Below are 19,950 nucleotides of genomic sequence, written 5' to 3'. Positions count from 1 at the left end.
GCGTGCAGGGCATGATCGAGCCGGTCCCCGAGGGGTGGCTGGTGGCGCTGGCCGTGGTGAGCCTCGCCGTCGCGGCGACGCTCAGCGCCGGGGAGGCCGCGCTCCAGCGCGTCACCCGCGCCGCCGTGTCGGACATGGCCGCCGACGGGCGGGGCCGGGCCGACGCCGTGGCGCGGCTCGTCGACCGCCGCCACGTCGCGCTGAGCGCCGTCGCCTTCGTGCGCGTCCTGGCGGACATGACGGCGGCGGTCTGCCTGACCCTCGCCGTCGCCGACCTGCTCGGCGTGTGGTGGCAGGTGCTCGTCGTCGCCGTCGGCGTCACCGCCTTCCTGCTCGCCATCGTCGTCGGTCTCAGCCCGCGCCGGCTGGGCCAGCGCAACCCGACCGGCGTGCTGTCCGCCCTCGCCCCGGTGATGAACCTCCTCGCCACCGTCGGCGGCCCGATCGCCCGCGTGGGCGGGGCCCTGTGGCCCGGGCCCGCGCGGACCGCGGGGGAGACCCGCGAGGAGCGCGAGGAGGACCTGCGCGACATGGTCGACCGGGTCAGCGAGTCCGAGCAGATCGAGGACGAGGAGCGCGAGCTGCTCCACTCGGTCTTCGAGCTCGGCCGCACCCTCACCAGGGAGGTGATGGTGCCCCGCACGGACATGGTCACCATCGACGCCGACGAGCCGCTCGGGCGGGCGATCACCCTGTTCACCCGCTCCGGGTACTCCCGGATCCCGGTGACCGGCGACTCCACCGACGACCTCCGCGGCATCCTCTACCTCAAGGACGTCATGCGGCGGGTCCACCGCCGCAACGACACCGAGGGCCTGACGGTCGCGGACGTCATGCGCGAGCCGACCTTCGTGCCCGAGACCAAGCTCGTCGACGACCTCATGCGCGAGATGCAGGCGGAGAGCGTGCACATCGCGATGGTGGTGGACGAGTACGGCGGCATCGCCGGCCTGGTGACGATCGAGGACCTCCTCGAGGAGCTGGTGGGCGAGATGGTCGACGAGCACGACCGCGCCGAGCCCGAGGTCGAGCACATCGGCGACGGGACCGTTCGGGTCCCGGCCCGCCTCCCCATCGACGAGCTCGGGGACCTCTTCGGCCTGGAGATCGACGACGACGACGTCGACTCCGCCGGGGGGCTGCTCGCCAAGGCCCTGGGCAAGGTGCCCCTCCCGGGGGCCGCCGTCGACGTCCTGGGCATCCACCTGGTGGCCGAGCGGGCGGAGGGACGACGACGCAGGGTCTCGACCCTGCTCGCCTCCCGGGCCGCCGAGGACCACGAGACACAGGAGCAGTCATGACCTTCCCCTCCGACGACGAGCTGACCGCGGGCCCCAACGCCCTCGAGGGCCTCATCCCCGCGGGCGGGTGGCCCGAGGACTTCCGCGCGGGCTTCGCGTGCATGGTGGGCAGGCCGAACGCCGGCAAGTCCACCCTCACCAACGCCCTGGTCGGGGAGAAGGTCGCGATCACGTCCGGCCGGCCGCAGACCACCCGGCACGTGGTCCGCGGTGTGGTGCACCGGGCGGACGGCCAGCTCGTGCTCGTCGACACCCCGGGGCTGCACCGGCCGCGCACGCTCCTCGGCCAGCGCCTCAACGACCTCGTGCGCGAGACGCTCTCCGAGGTCGACGCCATCGTCTTCTGCCTGCCCGCCGACGAGAAGATCGGGCCGGGCGACACCTTCATCGCCCGCGAGCTGAGCCAGCAGCGCACGCCGGTGGTCGCCGTCGCGACCAAGGCGGACAAGGTCTCCCGCGAGCGGCTCGCCGAGCACCTCCTCGCGATCGACAAGCTCGGCGAGTGGTCCACGATCGTGCCCGTCTCCGCGGTGCGGGACGAGCAGATCGACGTCCTCACCGACGTCCTGCTCCAGCACATGCCGGTCGGCCCGCCCCTGTACCCGGAGGGCGAGCTGACCGACGAGCCCGAGAACGTCATGATCGCCGAGCTCGTGCGCGAGGCCGCCCTGGAGGGCGTGCGCGACGAGCTGCCCCACTCCCTCGCCGTGCTCGTGGAGGAGATCACCGAGCGGCCGCGGGAGAAGAACGACCACCGGCCGCCGATGCTGGACGTCCACGTCAACCTCTACGTCGAGCGCTCCTCCCAGAAGGCGATCATCATCGGCAAGGGCGGGGCGCGGCTGCGGGAGGTCGGGACCCGGGCCCGCAAGGGCATCGAGGCGCTCCTGGGTGCCCGCGTCTACCTCGACCTGCACGTGCGCGTGGCCAAGGACTGGCAGCGCGACCCCAAGCTGCTCCAGCGGCTCGGCTTCTAGACGGGCGGGCCTCCGGACGGCCGGCGGCCGGTGTGGGCGGTGCCACCGCCGGGCCTCGCCGGTGGTCCGAGGAGGACGAACTACCCTGAGCCGGTGAGATACCGCAGGCTGGCCGCCAGCATCGTGCTGGTGCTCCTCCTCGGTCTGATCGGCTCCGTGGCCGGGCCGGGGTGGAACCCCCAGCCCCTCGAGCACACCCTCGTCCCGCAGACGGCGGACACCTCCATCGGCTCCGACGCCGTGACGGCCCCCATCGGGACCTACGAGGTCACCCGGCAGGTCGTCGAGGTGGTCGTGGACGACGGCGTGAGCGTGCAGGCCACGATCGCCGCGCCGGCGGGGGCGGACGGGCAGCGCCCCGGCATGGTGTTCATGCACGGCGCGGGCACCGCCACCCACGAGAACTTCGAGGAGATCACCACGGCCCTGGCCAGCGCCGGCGTGGTGACGATGGTGCCGGACAAGCGCGCCGACACCTACTCCACCCGCTCGCGCGACTACGTGGGGATGGCGGAGGACTACCTCGACTCCGTCGAGGTGCTGCGCGGGTGGCCCGGCGTGGACCCGGACATGGTCGGCGTCTACGGCGAGAGCGAGGGCGCGATGTCCGCCCCCATCGCGGCGGCCGCCGATCCGCGTGTCGCCTTCGTCGTCCTGGTCTCCGCCCCCGTCCTGCCCATCCGCGAGCAGGGCGCCTTCGCCGCGGACTCCTACCTGCGTGAGGGCGGCGTGCCCGACCGGCTGCTACGTGCCATCCCGCGACTGGTGGGAGGCACGTTCCCCGGCGGCGGGTTCGAGTACTTCGACTTCGACGTCTCGCCCTACCAGCAGCGCATGACCCAGCCCGTCCTCATGGTCTACGGCACCGGGGACGCCTCCATGCCGATCGTGCAGGGCGCGCAGATCGTCATGCAGGACCTGGAGACGGCGGGGAACGAGGACCTCACCCTCCGCTACTACGAGGGCGCCAACCACGGCATCAAGGTCGACGGCACGCTCGTGCCCGCCTTCCTCGACGATCTCGCCCGGTGGACCCTCGGGCTGCCCGAGACGGCCGGGGCGCCGCCCCGCATCGCCGGCGACGAGCCGGTCCAGGCCTTCCGGGCGGACGACGTCGACCGGCCGCGCTGGTACGCGACGGGCGACATGATCGTGGTCGTCTTCGTCGTCGGCCTGGGGCTCCTCGCCCTCGGCGGCCTGCTCGCCCTCGTCGGGCAGGTGCCGCGGCTGGCCGGGCGCCGGCCCAGCGCCACCGTGGCCCCGCTGGGCCGCTACACCGCAGGCCTGGCCATGGCGACCCTCGCCACGTGGGTGCTCTACGTCTCCTACCTCATGGGGGTGGCGAACCTGGCGCTGAACTACCAGCACGACGCCTTCCTCGTCCAGGCCGGCTGGCTCGCCGTGCAGCTGGTCGGCATCCTCGCCGCGGTCATGGTCGTGCTCACCGTCGCGGCCGCCCTCCGCTCGGCCCGCGGCCGCACGGTGCGGACCCACGGGGCGGGTCGGACCGGCGTCCTGGGGTGGGCCTGCGTGGCCTGCGTGCTCGCCGGCAGCCTCGTGCTGCTGGTCTCGGCGGCCTACTGGGGCGTCTACCCGGCGGTGCTGTGATCCTCGGCCGGCGCGGACGGTTTCGGGCACGGGCCGTCGGGCATGGCACCCTATGCGGTGGCAGACCGCACGCACGAGGGAGCGCACGTTGACGCAGTGGGGGGTGGCCACCGACGCCGGTGGCCGGCGGAGCGTCAACGAGGACGCCGCGTTCGCTCAGGAGCCGGTCTTCGTCGTCGCGGACGGGATGGGCGGTCACGCGCGCGGGGAGATGGCGAGCCAGGCCGTGGCCGACGCGTTCCGCGCCCTCGCCGCCCGTGGGTCGCGCCACATCAGCGCGGACGAGGTCGACGCCGTCGTCCGCCAGGCCGCCGCGGCGATCCGGCGCACCATGGAGGAGGAGACCGCCTCCGGGTGGGCGGAGACCGACGGGCGCGAGGCCGTCGCCGGCACCACCGTCGCCGGGGTCGTCCTGACCGAGCAGGACGGCGAGCCGTACTGGCTCGTCCTCAACGTCGGTGACTCGCGCGTGTACCGCTTCTCCGCGGGGCAGCTCCAGCAGGTCAGCGTGGACCACTCGCTCGTCCAGGAGATGGTCGACGCCGGCACGATCGACGCCGCCGACGCGCGCACCCACCCGCGCCGCAACGTCATCACGCGGGCGATCGGCACCGGGCCCGACGCCGAGGTGGACTTCTGGATGCTCCGCGTCCAGCCGGGCGAGCGGATCCTGCTGTGCACGGACGGGCTCGTCGGCGAGCTCGACGACGCGCAGATCGCCGAGATCCTCGCCACCGTCGCCAACCCCGCGCAGGCCGCACAGACCCTGGTGTGCCACGCGGTCACCGGAGGCGCCAGCGACAACGTGACGGTCGTCGTCGTCGACGCGCCCGACGAGGCGAGCGCGGCCGGGACCACGGCCCGCACGCCGGGCGCGGCCGACGAGGACGAGGACGAGGCCGGCACCACGCTGCCCGGGGAGAGCGGACGATGAGCGTGCACGAGTACCGCGCCGGCAGCTGGATCGCCATCGTGGGGGAGGGGGCCGTCGCGCTTCTGCACCCCGACATCGGGGCGCCCGCCGCGCGCGACCTGTGGCGCCTGACCCGTTCGGGCTCGCGACTGGGGACCTGGGTGGAGCACCTCGCCGGCCGCGGCATCCGCACCCTGCCCTCCTTCGCCATGGTCGAGGCCCACCCGTCCGGGCTCAGCGTCCTCGTGCGCGGCGAGCTCAGCGTGCAGGTGGGGGAGGAGCAGGTCAGCGGCGCCGGCTACACCACCTGGCGCGAGGCCGTCCTCCCCGGCGCAGCGGGCTTCACGATCACCGCCGCGGGCGCGGGCGCGGCCGGGGGCGAGGGCGCGGGCGCCGCGACGCCGCCCGACTGGCTGCCCGTCGGCGGCGGCATCGTGCTGGCCTCCGCGCTGCGCAGCCCGGTCGAGCGGGTCGACGCGCCGCAGGACAACCATGCCGGGCTCCAGCTGGCGCAGGAGCGCGACGAGGAGGAGGACCTCGAGGTCACCCTTATGCAGGCACCGGCGCTCGCCGCGGCCATCGGCCGCCCGGCGGACCCGGCGGCAGCCGGAGGAGTGGCGCCCGTCCCGCCCGCGCCAGCAGCTGCGCCCGTCCCGCCCGAGCCGCCGGCAGCACCCGTCTCGCCCGCGCCGGCAGCCGCGCCCGTCCCGCCCGCGCCAGCAGCTGCGCCCGCCGCGGTCTCGCCGCCGCCGGTGCCCGCAGCGCCCGTCCCGGCGGCGCCGCAGGCCGCGCAGGCCGACGGTGACCCCGCTGACGACGCCGAGTACGACCATCTGTTCTGGTCCACCGAGCAGCTCGCCGCCGAGGACGCGGAGCGTCAGGTCGCGGAGCTCGACGCGGCGCACGTCGTGGCACCCGAGGTGCCGGCAGACGGGTCCGCCGGTCAGGACGTCGAGGGGCGCGACGCCACGCGTCAGGACTCGAGGCCTCCTGACGCCGACGGTCCCGCGGACGGCGGCCGTTCCGCCAGACCCGCCACACCCACCCACGGGCTCGAGGCCACGCAGGTCCCGGAGGACGAGGACGAGCCGTTCGGCCCGCCCGTGACCGACCAGGTCCCCGGTGCCCCCGTCCACCCGGTGCAGTGGGAGCCGTCGGCCCCCGTGCCCGGGCCCGGGCTGATCTCGGAGGTGCCGTGGGCGCGGCCGGTGGACGACGGCGACCACGACGGCCACACGATCCTTCCCTCGCAGCTGACGAGCGTCCCGCGCCCGGACGTGCCGGCGCTGGGCACCGGCGGCGGGCACAACGGGGACGTGGCGCCCGAGGACGAGCCGGCCCTCGAGCTCCTGCTCTCCACCGGCCTGCGTGTCGAGGTCACCCGCCCGGTGCTCCTGGGCCGCGCCCCGGAGTCGGCTCGGTTCCGCGGCAGCGAGGTGCCGCGGCTGGTGACCGTCGCCAACCCCCAGCGGGACATCTCCGGCACCCACGTCGAGATCCGGCCGGCGGGCGACCACGTCGTCGTCACGGACATGAACTCGACCAACGGCACGGTCCTGGTGCTGCCGGGACAGCCCGCGTTCCGCCTGCACCCGGGTACGGGCGTGCCGGTGCCGCCCGGCGGGCAGATCGAGCTCGGGACCGGCGTGAGCATCACGGTCGTCCGGCACGGCGAGGAGGGCGAGTGAGCCGGCGCGCCCCCGCACAGCACCCCGACCTGCCCGGGTACACCTTCGAGAAGCTGCTCGGCTCGGGCGGTTTCGCCGACGTCTACCTCTACACGCAGCACATGCCGCACCGGAAGGTCGCGGTCAAGGTCCTCACCCGTGAGGCCACCGAGGGCCAGCCGCGGGAGCAGTTCATCGCCGAGGCGAACCTCATGGCCCGGCTCTCCGGGCACTCGTCGATCGTGGCCATCTACCACGCGGGCGAGGCCGCGGACGGCCGCCCGTACCTGGTCATGCAGTACTGCCCGCTGCCCAACCTCGCCGAGCGGCTCAAGGTCCGTCCGCTGGGCGTGGCCGAGGCCGTCGGAATCGGCGTCCGGCTCGCGGGCGCCGTGGAGACCGCCCACCGGGCCGGCATCGTGCACCGCGACATCAAGCCCGCGAACGTGCTCACCACCGAGTACGGCCGCCCCGCCCTGACCGACTTCGGCATCGCCGGGATGACGACGGCGACGGCGGACGAGTCCGCCGGGGTCTCCGTCCCCTGGGCGCCGCCGGAGTCCGTCGAGGGCCACGCCGCCGTCGGCGTCACGGGCGACGTGTACTCGCTGGCGGCGACGATCTACACCCTGCTCGCCGGCCATTCTCCCTTCACCAGGCCCGGCGGTCCGAACACCCGGCTCGACTACACCATGCGCATCCGCCGCGACCCGGTTCCGCCCATCGGGCGCGGCGACGTCCCGGCGACGCTGGAGAAGGTCCTGGCCAGGGGCATGGCCAAGCTGCCCGCGCACCGCTACGCCTCGGCGCTCGACCTCGGCCGCGCGCTGCAGGTCGTCGAGCAGGAGCTGCGCCTGCCGATGACCGACATCGAGGTGCCGGACACCTCCTGGCTCGGCGGTGGCCCGGGCGCCGCGCCCGCGCCCGACGGCGGGGACAACCGGACCGTGGTGCGCCAGGTCGTCGAGATCGACCCGCACCGTGCCGGCGGCGCCGCGGCCACCGGCCTTCCGCACCGGGACGCGGTCACCGGTCTGCGCGGCACCACCACCGGGGCGGACGACGGCTGGGACGAGGGCACCGAGGGCGCCACGCAGCTGCGGGGCGCGCGGCCCGCGGAGCCGGAGCCGGCCGAGGCGGAGCCGACGGCCCCCCGACGGAAGCTAGCCCTGGTCGGGGGCGGTGTGGCCCTGGCGCTCGTCGTGGTCGGCGGCATCCTCGGAGCCGGCGCGCTGCGCGGCGAACCCGAGGACGAGCCGACGACGCCCTCCGCGACCGCCATCCCCATCCCGGCCCAGGTGCCGTCGCCCACGGACCTCGCGGGCACGCGCGAGGGCGAGACGGTGACGTTCACGTGGGGGGTGCCCGCCGAGCTCGACGCGGAGGAGGGCGTCACCTTCACCTGGCAGCGCACCGAGCCGGGGGCCGACCCGCAGGTCCACCCGGCGCAGGAGCCGCAGGCCGTGGTCGAGGGGGCGCCCGGGCAGGTCTGCCTCTCGGTCAAGATCCGCCTCCCCAACGGCACGACGTCAACCCAGCCGGCACAGACGTGCGTGCAGTGACCGGCCGTACGAGCGGCGGGCTGGACCTGCGCGCAGTGAGGAGATGACATGGCGATGCAGCTGGAGTTCTGCGGGGAGTGGTTCCCGCTGGACCCGGACGACCCGTTCGTGATCGGGCGCGAGGGACCGCTCGAGATCGACGACAACCCCTACCTCCACCGCCGCTTCCTCGAGGTCACCCACCACGAGGGGCTGTGGTGGCTCGACAACGTGGGCTCGCGCCTGTCCGCCACGATCGCCGACCCCGAGGGCAACACCCAGGCCTGGCTCGCCCCCGGCGCCCGCCTGCCGGTGGTCTACGCCCGCACCGTCGTGCTCTTCACGGCCGGCCCGACGACGTACGAGCTCACCCTGGAGAACGACGACCCGACGTTCCTACCGACCCGGCCCGCGGAGGAGATGGAGATCGGCGAGACGACGATCGGCCCGGTCACCCTCACCGAGAGTCAGCACCTCCTGGTCCTCGCGCTGGCCGAACCCGTGCTCAACGGGCGGGGGTCGACGGCGAACATCCCCACCTCGGCCGAGGCGGCCGCGCGGCTGGGCTGGGCGCTGACCCGGTTCAACCGCAAGCTCGACAACGTCTGCGAGAAGCTGCACCGGCACGGCGTGCGCGGCCTGCGCGGCGGGCCCGGGAAGCTGGCGGTCAACCGCCGGGCACGGCTGGTCGAGCACGCGGTCGCCTCGCGCCTCGTCGTGCCGGAGCAGCTGTCGCTGCTGGACTCGGCGAAGGACATGGCCGAGGTCGACTGACCGAGTCCTCCGCACCGGTCCGGCGGCTTCTGCGGACCCGGTCCGACGGCGGTCGACGCGAGCAGGCGGCGAGCCAGACGGACGCGGGGTCCGGGGCCTCCCCAGGGCGGGGGACTGGGGAGTTCTCCCCGGACCCGGGCGCCCAGAATTCGGACGTTCCTGGGATAACATCGGCGCCGGGCCCAGTTCTGGGTCGTCCGTCCTAGGTTGGCCGTTTCCAGGGGGAAGACCGCGTTGCGAGGAAAGAAGGCGTCGCGCAGCGGTGAGACGACGGCGGGCACCACCGGGACCACCGCCGGCCGGAGCACCCGCGCCGTCGAGCGCAAGCGCCGCAACCGCCGCCGGATCGCCTCGGGGACCGTCCTGAGCCTGGTCGCCGGCACCGTGGTGGCGGCCAGCCTCCTCCACGACGGCGTCGCGACGGCGGACGTCGAGCTCAACGACGGCGGCGTGTGGGTCACCAACGGCTCCGAGCTCCTCGTCGGCCGCGTGAACTACCCGGTCCAGCAGCTCGACGGGTCCGTCACCTCGGCCAGCAACGAGATCGACGTGCTGCAGGAGGGCTCGACGGTCCTCGTCGCCGACTCCGGCGTCGACCTGCTCTCCTCCGTCGACCCCGCCACGGTCTCCACCGACGCCGGCGGCGTCACCCTCCCCGCCGACCACCAGGTGGGCCTGGGCGGCGGAGTGGTCGGCGTGCTCGACCTCGGGTCGGGGAACCTGCGCACCGCGCCCGCACACGCGACGGGAACCCTCGCCGACGAGGAGGCGCCTCCGCAGGCGTCGCTGGGGGCCAACGCCGAGCTTGCCGTGGGCAAGGACGGCACCGCCTACGGGCTGTCCACCACCGACTCCGTCGTCGTCACCGTCCCCCGGGGCACCGAGAAGCTCCAGGCCGAGGCGGCCGCCGCCACGGAGGCGGGGGAGACCGCCGAGCCGGTCGAGCTGGACGAGACCGGGATCGGGATCGACCCGGCCGACTTCTCCGACGCCGATACCCAGCTGACCGTCGTCGGCGAGACGCCCGTCGTCCTGACGCGCACCGCCGACGAGCGGCTCCTGCTCGGGCGCCCGGGCGCCGACCCCACGGACCTCACCGACCTGGGCCTCGACCTCAGCCAGGTCCGGCTCCAGCACCCGGGCGAGGACAGCGACGACGTCGTCCTCGCGAGCGCCGACGCCCTCGTCCGCGTCCCGCTGGACGGCGGCGACCCCGTCACGCTGCGTGCGCCCGCGGCCGGACGGCCCGCGGCGCCGGTGGTCGTGGCCGGCTGCGTCCACGCCGCGTGGGCCGGCGCCGAGAGCCACTACCTCCAGCAGTGCGGCCGCGCCGAGGCCGTCGAGGCGCCGGTGCCGACCACCGCCGGCCAGCCGCAGCTCGAGTTCCGCACCAACCGCGACCTCGTCGTGCTCAACGACACCCTCGCCGGCACGGTCTATCTCGTCAACGAGTCGATGACGATCGTGGAGAACTGGGACGACGTCACCCCTCCCGACGCCACGGACGAGCTTGAGGAGGAGTCCCAGCAGGACATCACCGACGAGATCCCGCTGGACCGCGAGGCCGAGAACCGCCCGCCGGTCGCCGAGGACGACAGGTTCGGCGTGCGCGCCGGCTCCACCACGATCATCGAGGTCCTCGCCAACGACACCGACCCCGACGGCGACCTGCTCGCGATCGGCGGGGTCGAGGGCTTCCCGGCCGGGCTGGGCGAGATCCGTGAGGTGCTCGGCGGTCGGGCGCTGCAGGTCTCGGCCCCGCCGGGAGCCACCGGGAGCGGCAGCTTCAGCTACACCGTCGACGACGGCCGCGGGGGAGAGGCGACCGCCTCCGTCGCCCTGCGGGTGGTCCCGGAGGCGGAGAACACCGCGCCCGAGCAGCTGCGCCCGATCCGCCTGACCGTGACCTCCGGCGCCACGGGCAGCGTCAACGTGCTGACCCACATGCGCGACGCAGACGGCGACGAGATGCTCGTGACCGGGGCGACCGCGCCGGCCGACGACGTCGTGCGGTTCACCCCGGACGGGGCCGTCGAGTTCGTCGACTCCGGCGTGACCACGGGCGCCAAGGCCGTGCCCGTGACGGTCTCCGACGGGCGCGAGAGCACAGAGGTCACCGTCGAGGTCGACGTCCGCGAGGAGGGCAACCTCCCGCCCGTGCCGGTCTTCGACTACTTCCGCGCCACCGCGGGCGAGGAGGTGGAGATCGAGCCGATCGTCAACGACACCGACCCCGACGGCGAGCCCCTTCGCCTCGCCGACGTGCGCACCCAGGGCGACGCGACGGTCGTGCCCGACTACGACGCCGGGTCCTTCCGCTTCACCGCCGAGACGGCCGGCTCCTACTACCTGACCTACGTCGTCGTCGACGACTCCGGCAAGGACGCCACGGGTCTGGTGCGGGTCGAGGTCACCGACCCCGCCGACGGCGCACCGGTGGCCGTGCAGGACACCGCCCTGCTCCCCGCGGGCGGCGCCGTGCTCGTGGACGTCCTCGCCAACGACGAGGACCCCTCGGGCCGGCTCCTCGCAGTCCAGCAGGTCACCGTCCCGCCGGAGTCCGGGCTCGTCGTCTCCGTCCTCGAGCACCGCATCCTCAAGATCAGCGCCCGCCAGGTGCCCTCGGAGCCGCTGCGCTTCGGCTACACCGTCTCCAACGGCGACTCCTCCGCCGAGGGGGAGGTCGTCGTCATGCCCGTCGCGACCGACTCCGCGCTCCAGCCGCCCGTGGCCGAGGCCGACACCGCGACCGTGCGCGCCGGGGACTTCGTGACGATCCCCGTGCTGCAGAACGACTCGCACCCCGCGGGCCTGGAGTTCGAGCTCGACGCCGAGCTCGCCGAGGCGCCCGACGCCGCCAAGGGTCACTTCTTCGTCTCGGGCGAGACCGTGCGCTTCCGCGCTCCCGCCCAGCCGCAGACCGTCAACGCCGTGTACCGCGTGGTCGACTCCGCCGGCAACGAGGCCTCCGCGCAGGTGACCGTCCACGTCCAGGCGGACGCCGAGCGCAACTCGGCCCCGCTGCCGCACCCCATCGAGACCCGCGCCTTCAGCGGCGAGCGCATCCGCATCCAGGTGCCCCTGTTCGGCATCGACCCCGACGGCGACTCCGTCCAGCTCCTCGGCACCGGCGAGGCGCCGCAGCTAGGCCGGATCGTCGAGGTCGGCCCCGGGTACCTCGACTACGAGGCCTACGGCCACCTGGACGGCACGGACCAGTTCACGTACACGGTGCGCGACCGGCTGGGCATGGTGGCCAGCGCCCCCGTGCGCATCGGCGTCGTCCCGCCCCCGCAGTCCAACCGCGCCCCCGACGCCCAGGACGACGCCGTCGAGGTCCGGCCCGGCCGCGAGGTCTCCGTCGACGTCCTGACGAACGACACCGACCCCGACGGCGACCCGCTCTACCTGCCCACCGGCGAGCTCGGCGTGCCGTTCGACCCGGTCGAGGGCGTCGACATCAGCGTCGAGAACGGCATGCTGAAGATCCTGAGCCCGGAGGAGCCGACGGTCTTCACCGTGGCCTACCGCGCCACGGACAACCGCGGCGGCCAGGACACCGGCCTGCTCGAGGTCAAGGTGTCCCCGGACGCCCCGCTGCTGCCGCCGCTGGCCCGGGACGACCTCGTGCAGGCCGCCGACATCATCGACCACGACTCCGTCACCGTCCCGGTCCTGGAGAACGACGAGGACCCGGACGGCACCGCGGAGGCCCTCCGGGTCACCGTCCCCGACGCGCCCGAGGGCGTGAGCGTCGTCGACAACCAGGTCCAGGCACCGGTCCGGCCCGACCGGCAGGTGATCACGTACCAGGTCCAGGACGTTGACGGGAACGTCGGTTTCGCGTTCGTCGACATCCCCGGCGTCGAGGACACCGGGCCGGTGCTGCGCACCGACGCCGAGCCCATCGAGGTCCTCACGGGCCAGACCGTCGAGATCCCGATCGCCGACTACGTCGTCTCCCCGAGCGGGAAGGACGTGCGGCTGACCGACGGCGCGTCCGTGACGGCGACGAACTCCAACGGCGCCTCGCCCGTGGTCGACGCCACCACGCTGAGCTACACCTCCGCGCCGGGCTACGCCGGTCCCGCGGCCCTCACCTTCGAGGTCACCGACGGCGCCAGCGCCGAGGACGGCCTGCGGTCCGTGCTCACGCTGCCGATCACCGTCCTGCCCGACGGCGGCAACACGCCGCCGACCTTCGCCGGCGGCTCCGTGGAGGTCTCGCCCGCCGAGGAGCCGGTGACCCTCAACCTGCGGAACCTCGTGCAGGACCCGGACACGGCCGACTTCAACCAGCTCGACTACCGGGTGGTCGACGCGGGGCCGGGCGTCGAGGCGAGCATCGACGGCACCTTCCTGTCCGTCTCCGCCCCCGCAGACACGCCCGCGGGCAGTCAGCACGAGATCGTCATCTCCGTGGCCGACCCGGTCAACGAGCCGGTCACCGGCACCGTCACGGCGACCGTCGTGCCCTCCACCCGGCCCCCGGCCGGCGTGCAGGACCGTGACCTGGGCACCGTCGACCAGGGCGAGACCCAGACCGTCGACGTCCTGGCCGGGGCGTACAACCCGTTCCCCGGCGAGCCGCTGACCGTCGTCGACGCCTACGCCGAGTCCGGGACCGCCGACGTCAGCTTCCGCGGCGGCCAGGTCACCGTCACCCCCGGCGCCGAGTTCGTCGGTCGAGCCGTCGTGCTGTTCGTCGTCGAGGACGCCACCGGCGACGCCCGGCGCCACGTCGAGGGACGCCTGACGATGAACGTCGTCGGGGTCCCCGAGCGCCCGACCCCGCCGCGCGTGGAGGACGTGCGCGACCGCACGGTCGTGCTCGCCTGGACGGCACCGGCCAACAACGGCTCACCCATCTCCGGCTACACGGTGGAGACCTCCGGCTCCACCACGCAGTGCGCGACCACGACCTGCACGATCTCGGGCCTGACCAACAACGTCGAGTACACCTTCACGGTGACGGCGACCAACGCCGTCGGCGACTCCGAGCCTTCGGGGGCCTCCGCCGTCGCCCGGCCCGACGTCAAGCCGGAGCGCCCGGCGCCCCCGGTGCTGGCCTTCGGCGACGGCGAGCTGGTCATCGAGTGGACGGCGCCGCCGACCTCCGGCTCGCCGGTGGAGTCCTACGACCTCATGATCTCCCCGGCCGTGGGCAGCGGACAGATTAACGTCACCGGCACGAGCCACACCTGGTCCGGACTGAAGAACGGCACGGCGTACCGGGTCCAGGTCCGGGCGCGGAACCAGGCGCCCGACCCCTCCGAGTGGTCCGGCTGGTCCGCCGCGGAGACGCCCGCGGGCGTCCCCGCCGTCCCCGCCGCCCCGCGCGTGCAGCGCGTCGACGACCCGGTCGCCCAGCAGATCACCGCGGCCTGGGAGGCCCCGGACGCCAACGGCGCCGCCGTCTCGGAGTACCGGGTCCAGATCTTCCGCGACGGCTCGCCGTTCCGGGACTTCACGACGGCGGGCACCTCCTTCCAGGAGGACGCCCCCGCCGGCTCCGACTACACCGTGACCGTGGCGGCCAAGAACAAGGCGGGCTGGTCGGAGACCTCCGCGACGTCCCAGCCGGTGCGCTCGTTCGCGCGACCCTCCGCGCCGGGCACGCCGACGGCCACCGCGACCGGCTCCGACGGCGTGGTGCAGCTGGAGTTCACGAACGCCCAGCCCAACGGCGACCCGGTCACCGGGTACCAGGTGTCCGTCAACGGCGGCGGCTGGCAGAGCCTGCCGGCAGATCGCAAGGTGACCGGCCTCAACGACGGGAGCAGCTACTCGTTCCGGGTCAGGGCGATGAACTCCTACGCCGGCGAGACCTCGGGCACGTCGAACACCGTCGTCCCCTACGGCCCCATGGGCAACCCGACCATGACCGCGTCGAACACCGGCGAGCGCGAGATCACCTTCCGGTGGAGCAGCCCGGACGGCAACGGTCGGGAGATCACGTCGACGCAGATCCGCTACCGCGTCAACCGTGGCGCCTGGTCGGGCTGGCAAAACGTCCCCGCCACCGGCTCCTCCACCCAGGGCGGCCAGTGGTCGACGGAGTACGAGGCCCAGTTCCAGGTGGTCCGGTCGGACGGTGTGACTCGCAGCGTCAACGCAACCGGACTGACGTACGACGAACCCAGGCCGGACCCGACGGTGCGCGTCGCCAAGGGCGCCCCCGTCAGTGCCTCCGACTGCTCGGCCAGCGCCTGCCGGTACGTCGCCGTGGACTACACCGACCTGCCGGGCGGCAGCTACAACGTCACCTTCCAGGTCGACGACGGTGGCTGGCGGAACATGGAGGCCAGCACCAACGGTCGGGCCTACACGTTCAAGGCCGGCAGCGGCAGGCTGCAGACCACCATGTACTACGGCTGGCCCGGCTACCGCACCCGGGTCATCGTCCAGGGCAACGGCTATGACCTCATGAGCCCCGTGTACACCTGGTAGGCCGCCCGCACCGGCGCCCCCCGACCCACGCCCACAGTCCAGCCCCTCCCCACGCCCCCACCCCGAAGGAACCCCTGTGACCGCCACGAGCACCTCCGCCCCCGTGATGACCCTGGAGCAGGCCACCTGGTTCGCCGGAACGTTCGACCGCATCGTCGAGAACGTGTCCCGGGCCGTGATCGGCAAGCAGAACGTCGTGCGCCTGGTGGTCACCACCCTGCTCTCCGGCGGCCACCTGCTGCTCGAGGACTACCCGGGCACCGGCAAGACGCAGCTCGCCCGGGCGCTCGGGCAGACCCTGCAGGCGAAGAGCAGCCGTATCCAGTTCACCCCGGACCTGCTGCCCTCGGACGTCACGGGCGTGTCGATCTTCGACCCGAAGACCCAGACCTTCGAGTTCCACCACGGCCCGATCTTCGCCAGCGTCGTCCTGGCCGACGAGATCAACCGCGCCTCGCCCAAGACGCAGTCCGCGCTGCTGGAGGTCATGGAGGAGGGGCGGGTCACCGTCGACGGCGTGCCCTACGACGTCGGCCGCCCGTTCATCGTCCTGGCCACGCAGAACCCGATCGAGCAGGCCGGCACGTACCGCCTGCCCGAGGCCCAGCTCGACCGCTTCCTGATGAAGACCTCCGTCGGCTACCCGGACCACTCCGCGACCGTGCAGATCCTGCACGGCGCCGCCCAGCGCGACCGCGCCGGCGCCCTCGAGCCGGTGATCACCGGCCAGGCCGTCTCGGACATGGTGGCGCTGGCCGACACCGTGCACGTGGACCCGGCGGTGCTCGAGTACGTCTCGCGGATCGTCGAGGAGACGCGCCGCGCCCCCGGCGTCGTCGTCGGCGTCTCCGTCCGCGGGGCCCTCGCGCTGGTGCGCGCGGCGAAGACCTGGGCCGCGGCCCACGGGCGCAACTACGTGGTGCCCGACGACGTCAAGGAGCTCGCCGAGCCCGTCCTGGCCCACCGCCTGGTGCTCGAGGCCGAGGCGGAGTTCGAGGGCGCCACCGCCGCGGACGCCCTGGCCGCCGTCCTCTCCGACGTCGTGCCCCCGGCCGTGCGCGCCCAGGCGCAGGAGCAGGCCTCCCGGCAGTGAGCACCGAGCGCAGCGCACGGACGGCGGGCAGCTCCGCCACCGCCCGGACGGCCGGCACCACCGCCCGCACCTCCCTGACCCAGCGGCTGAGCACCATCCCCGGGGTCCAGGGCGCCCTGGCGCGCACCCGCGCGCAGCGGCTCGCCACCGCCCGCGTGCTCCGCTGGGTCGGGGCGATCGGCTGGGTGGCCCTCGCCTCCGGCGTCGTGGCGTGGGTCGTGGGCCGCGGCCTCGGCTGGGTGGAGCTGTTCGTCGTCGGCGTCGTGCTCGTCACCGTCTTCCTGGCCGCGCTCGCCTTCACCCTGGGCCGCCAGCCGTACGCCGTGAGCCTGCGCCTCTCGGAGTCCCGCGTGGTGGTGGGGGAACGGGCCATGGCCGGGGTGGTCGTGCGCAACACCTCCGCCCATCACGTCCTGCCGGCCCGCATCGAGATGCCGGTGGGGCAGGCCGAGGTCGCCTTCGCCCTGCCCGGGCTCCCGCGGGGCGGGGAGCACGAGGAGCTCTTCGCCATCCCCACCGCCCGGCGGGCGGTCATCGCCGTCGGGCCGGTGCGCTCGGTGCGCGGGGACCCGCTCGGCCTGGTCCGCCGCTCCATGACCTGGACGGACGTGGAGGAGCTCTACGTCCACCCCCGCACCGTGCGCCTGGCGTCCACCGCCGCCGGGTTCCTCCACGACCTCGAGGGCGCGACCACCCGGGACATCACCAGCTCCGACCTGGCCTTCCACGCGCTGCGCGAGTACATCCCCGGCGACGACCGCCGCCACGTGCACTGGCGTTCCTCCGCGCGCACCGGGAAGCTCATGGTGCGCCAGTTCGAGGAGACCCGGCGCTCGCACGTCGTCGTGGCCCTGAGCCGGAACGTGGCCGACTACTACGACGACGAGGAGCTCGAGATCGCGGTCTCGAGCGCCGGGTCGCTCGGCCTGCAGGCCCTGGAGGAGGAGAAGGACCTCACCGTCCTCACCAGCCACGAGGTCCTGCCGGCGCTCTCACGCCGCCAGCTCCTCGACAACCTCACCCGGCTGGAGACCGGCACCGGACCCTCCGGCGTGGTGACCATGGCCCGCGCCGTCGCCCGCGACGTCGAGCACGCCTCCATGGCGATCCTCGTCTGCGGCTCCACCGTCTCGCCCCGGGACCTTCGCGCGGCGGGCGCCGTCCTGCCGGTCGGCGTGCGCGCCCTGGCGGTCCGGGTGGACCGCGACGCCGAGTCCGGCCTGTCCACCGTCGGCGTCGTCACCGTCGCGACCGTCCGGGCGCTCGACGAGCTGCCGCGCACGCTGCGGAAGGCGATGCGATGATCCCCGCCGTCAAGGAGGTGCTGGCGCGCCGCGGCGTGGACGTCGCCGTCCTCTCCTTCCTCGTGCTGGCCGCGCTCGTCCCGTTCCTGCCGGTGTTCGGCACCGCCCTGCTGGTCGCCGCCGTGCTCGGCGGGGTGCTGCTGGGGGCCGCGGTCGCCGTCGTCGGGGCCGCCCTGCGCTGGGGCGTGCTGCAGGTGCTGGCGGCCCTCGCCGTCGTTCTCGTCCTCCTCTCCGCCCTCGGGGCGCCGACGACGGCGCTGGCCGGGATCGTCCCGACGCCGGAGACGATCGGCGCGGTCGGGCGGGGCGTGGTGACGTCGTGGAAGGACATCGTCACCGTCCTGCCGCCGCTAGGCGGGAGCGGGAACCTGCTCACCGCGCCCTACCTCCTCGCGCTCGTCGCGACCTGCGTCTCCGTGACCGTGGCCGTGCGCACGCGCCGCCCGGTGTGGGCGCTGGTGCCGCCCGCGCTCGTGCTCGTCGTCGCCATCCTGCTGGGCACCGCGGACGTCACGACGTCGGTGCCGCTCGGCCTGCTCCTCGCCGCCGCCGGGCTGGTCTGGGCGAGCTGGCGCACCGGCCGGATGCACGCGGGGCGCCTGCCAGGTGTCGTGGCGCTGGTCGCCGTCGGCGCCGTCGTCGGCGGGGCGGCGGGGGTGCTCGCCGCGCCGGCCGACCGGTTCGTGCTGCGCGAGCGCATCGAGCCGCCGCCCGACCTGCACGACTACCCGAGCCCGCTCGCGGGCTTCCGCGAGTACGTCAAGGACCACCGCGAGGAGCCCGTCCTCACCGTCGAGGGCCTCCCCGCCGGGGCCCAGGTGCGCGTGGCGACCCTGGACGCCTACGACGGCACCGCCTGGGCCGTGGCCGACCCCGCCCAGTCCGGGTCCGGGGAGTACCTGCGCATCGGCGAGCGGATCGAGCCCGAGCCCACCGACGGCCTCCACGAGGTGAGCGTCACCGTGGGGGAGTACGCGGGCGTGTGGGTGCCCGTGCTGGGCACGCCGTACGACGTGGACTTCACCGGCGCCGGGGCCGAGGACCTCTCCCGTTCCTTCTTCTTCAACCGGTCCACCGGCACCGGGCTGACCACCGCCGGGCTCGCGGCGGGGGACACCTACGAGGTGCTCGCCGCGGTGCCGGAGCGGCCGACCAACACCGAGCTCGAGGGCGCGCCGCTCGCGGACGTCCCCCTCCCCGAGGTGACCGTCCCCGACGTCGTCACCACCGTGGCGGCCGCGCTGACGGCCGACGCCTCGACCAGCATCGCGCGCATCCAGGCGGTCGAGCAGGGGCTGCAGGCGGGGTACTTCTCGCACGGCTTGGAGGGGGAGACACCGTCCCTGCCCGGTCACGGGGCGGCCCGCCTGGACTCGCTCCTCGGCGGCGAGGACCCCATGGTGGGCGACGAGGAGCAGTACGCCGCCGCGATGGGCCTGATCCTGCGGTCGATGTCGATCCCCGCGCGGGTGGTCATGGGCTTCGAGGCCCCGGCGGCCGCCGACGGCGCGGTGGAGCTCACCGGCGACGACGTCACGGCATGGGTCGAGGTGCCCTTCGAGGGGCACGGCTGGGTGCCGTTCTACCCGACGCCGGACGAGGACCGGATCTGGCAGGAGGAGTCGCCGCTGCCGCAGAACCGGCCGCAGCCGCAGGTGCTCCAGCCTCCCCCGCCGGCCCAGGAGCCCCCGGACGCCCCGCCGTCGGACCGGCAGGACGTGGAGATCGACGACGAGGAGGAGAAAGAGGACGCCGTCTTCCCGGTCGCCCTGCTCGTCGCCGCGGCCGCCGTCGGGGTGCTGCTCCTGCTCCTCGCGCCGCTGCTGGTGATCCTCGCGGTCAAGCTGCGCCGTCGGCGGCGCCGCCGCACCCGGGGCACGCCCTCGGCACGGGTGGCCGGCGGCTGGGCGGAGATCGTCGACGCCGCCACCGACCTCGGGGTGGAGGTCTCCCGGACCGCCACCCGCTCCCAGGCCGCGGGGGAGATGGTCGCCGCGCTGGCCGCGCCGGGGGAGGCGACCCGCCGGCAGCGCCGGACGGCCCCGGTCGACGCCTCGGCCGCGCGCGCCACGGAGCTGGCGCGCCGCGCCGACGCCGGCACCTTCGGCCCGGCCGAGCCCGGCGAGGAGCACGTGACGACCTACTGGGGCGAGGTGGAGGCCACCCTCGCCCGGCTCCGCACCGCCGTCGGGCGGCGGCGCTGGTGGCGCTCGCGCGTCTCGACGCGGTCGCTCCGCCGGACCCGGCGCCGCGACCCGCGTACGACGGCGGCCGCACGAAACAGCGACAGCGCCGGCCCCGCGCCGCGCCGGAAGGACTGAG

General features: G+C 74.4%; 11 protein-coding genes. All 11 read left to right on the top strand.

Going from position 1 to position 19,950, the window contains the following annotated elements; all coding sequences use genetic code 11:
- Positions 1-14 precede the first annotated feature (14 nt).
- A complete protein-coding gene (locus ABD774_RS03115; RefSeq protein WP_486327259.1) occupies positions 15-1,301 on the top strand; it encodes a hemolysin family protein in 1,287 nt (428 codons plus the stop codon).
- Positions 1,298-2,278 (top strand): GTPase Era, encoded by a 981-nt coding sequence (era, locus tag ABD774_RS03110; protein WP_345037515.1) that lies wholly within the window; start codon positions 1,298-1,300, stop codon positions 2,276-2,278. The genes ABD774_RS03115 and era overlap by 4 nt, the downstream gene beginning before the upstream one ends.
- Before the next feature lie 93 nt (positions 2,279-2,371).
- Positions 2,372-3,886, top strand: a complete 1,515-nt coding sequence (locus ABD774_RS03105) for an alpha/beta hydrolase family protein (RefSeq protein WP_345037513.1) — start codon at positions 2,372-2,374, stop codon at positions 3,884-3,886.
- 88 nt (positions 3,887-3,974) lie between these two features.
- Positions 3,975-4,820 (top strand): PP2C family protein-serine/threonine phosphatase, encoded by an 846-nt coding sequence (locus tag ABD774_RS03100; protein WP_345037510.1) that lies wholly within the window; start codon positions 3,975-3,977, stop codon positions 4,818-4,820.
- On the top strand, positions 4,817-6,487 hold the full coding sequence (locus tag ABD774_RS03095; RefSeq protein ID WP_345037508.1) for an FHA domain-containing protein: 1,671 nt from the start codon (positions 4,817-4,819) through the stop codon (positions 6,485-6,487). Before ABD774_RS03100 ends, ABD774_RS03095 begins: the two co-directional genes overlap by 4 nt.
- On the top strand, positions 6,484-8,028 hold the full coding sequence (locus tag ABD774_RS03090; protein WP_345037506.1) for a serine/threonine-protein kinase: 1,545 nt from the start codon (positions 6,484-6,486) through the stop codon (positions 8,026-8,028). Before ABD774_RS03095 ends, ABD774_RS03090 begins: the two co-directional genes overlap by 4 nt.
- A 48-nt stretch (positions 8,029-8,076) precedes the next feature.
- Positions 8,077-8,781, top strand: a complete 705-nt coding sequence (locus ABD774_RS03085) for an FHA domain-containing protein (RefSeq protein WP_345037504.1) — start codon at positions 8,077-8,079, stop codon at positions 8,779-8,781.
- A gap of 234 nt (positions 8,782-9,015) precedes the next feature.
- Positions 9,016-15,231, top strand: coding sequence for an Ig-like domain-containing protein (locus ABD774_RS03080; RefSeq protein WP_345037502.1), 6,216 nt, complete (start codon positions 9,016-9,018; stop codon positions 15,229-15,231).
- A 106-nt stretch (positions 15,232-15,337) separates the two neighbouring features.
- Positions 15,338-16,324 (top strand): AAA family ATPase, encoded by a 987-nt coding sequence (locus ABD774_RS03075; RefSeq protein WP_345037658.1) that lies wholly within the window; start codon positions 15,338-15,340, stop codon positions 16,322-16,324.
- Positions 16,321-17,628, top strand: a complete 1,308-nt coding sequence (locus ABD774_RS03070) for a DUF58 domain-containing protein (protein ID WP_345037500.1) — start codon at positions 16,321-16,323, stop codon at positions 17,626-17,628. Before ABD774_RS03075 ends, ABD774_RS03070 begins: the two co-directional genes overlap by 4 nt.
- Positions 17,625-19,949 carry a transglutaminase-like domain-containing protein gene (locus ABD774_RS03065; RefSeq protein WP_345037498.1) on the top strand — a complete coding sequence of 775 codons (2,325 nt, stop codon included), beginning with the start codon at positions 17,625-17,627 and terminating at the stop codon, positions 19,947-19,949. The genes ABD774_RS03070 and ABD774_RS03065 overlap by 4 nt, the downstream gene beginning before the upstream one ends.
- Position 19,950: the final 1 nt, after the last annotated feature.

This window comes from Georgenia daeguensis, assembly GCF_039537705.1.
Lineage (GTDB): Bacteria > Actinomycetota > Actinomycetes > Actinomycetales > Actinomycetaceae > Georgenia > Georgenia daeguensis.
This window is presented reverse-complemented; position numbering and strand designations above follow the sequence as displayed.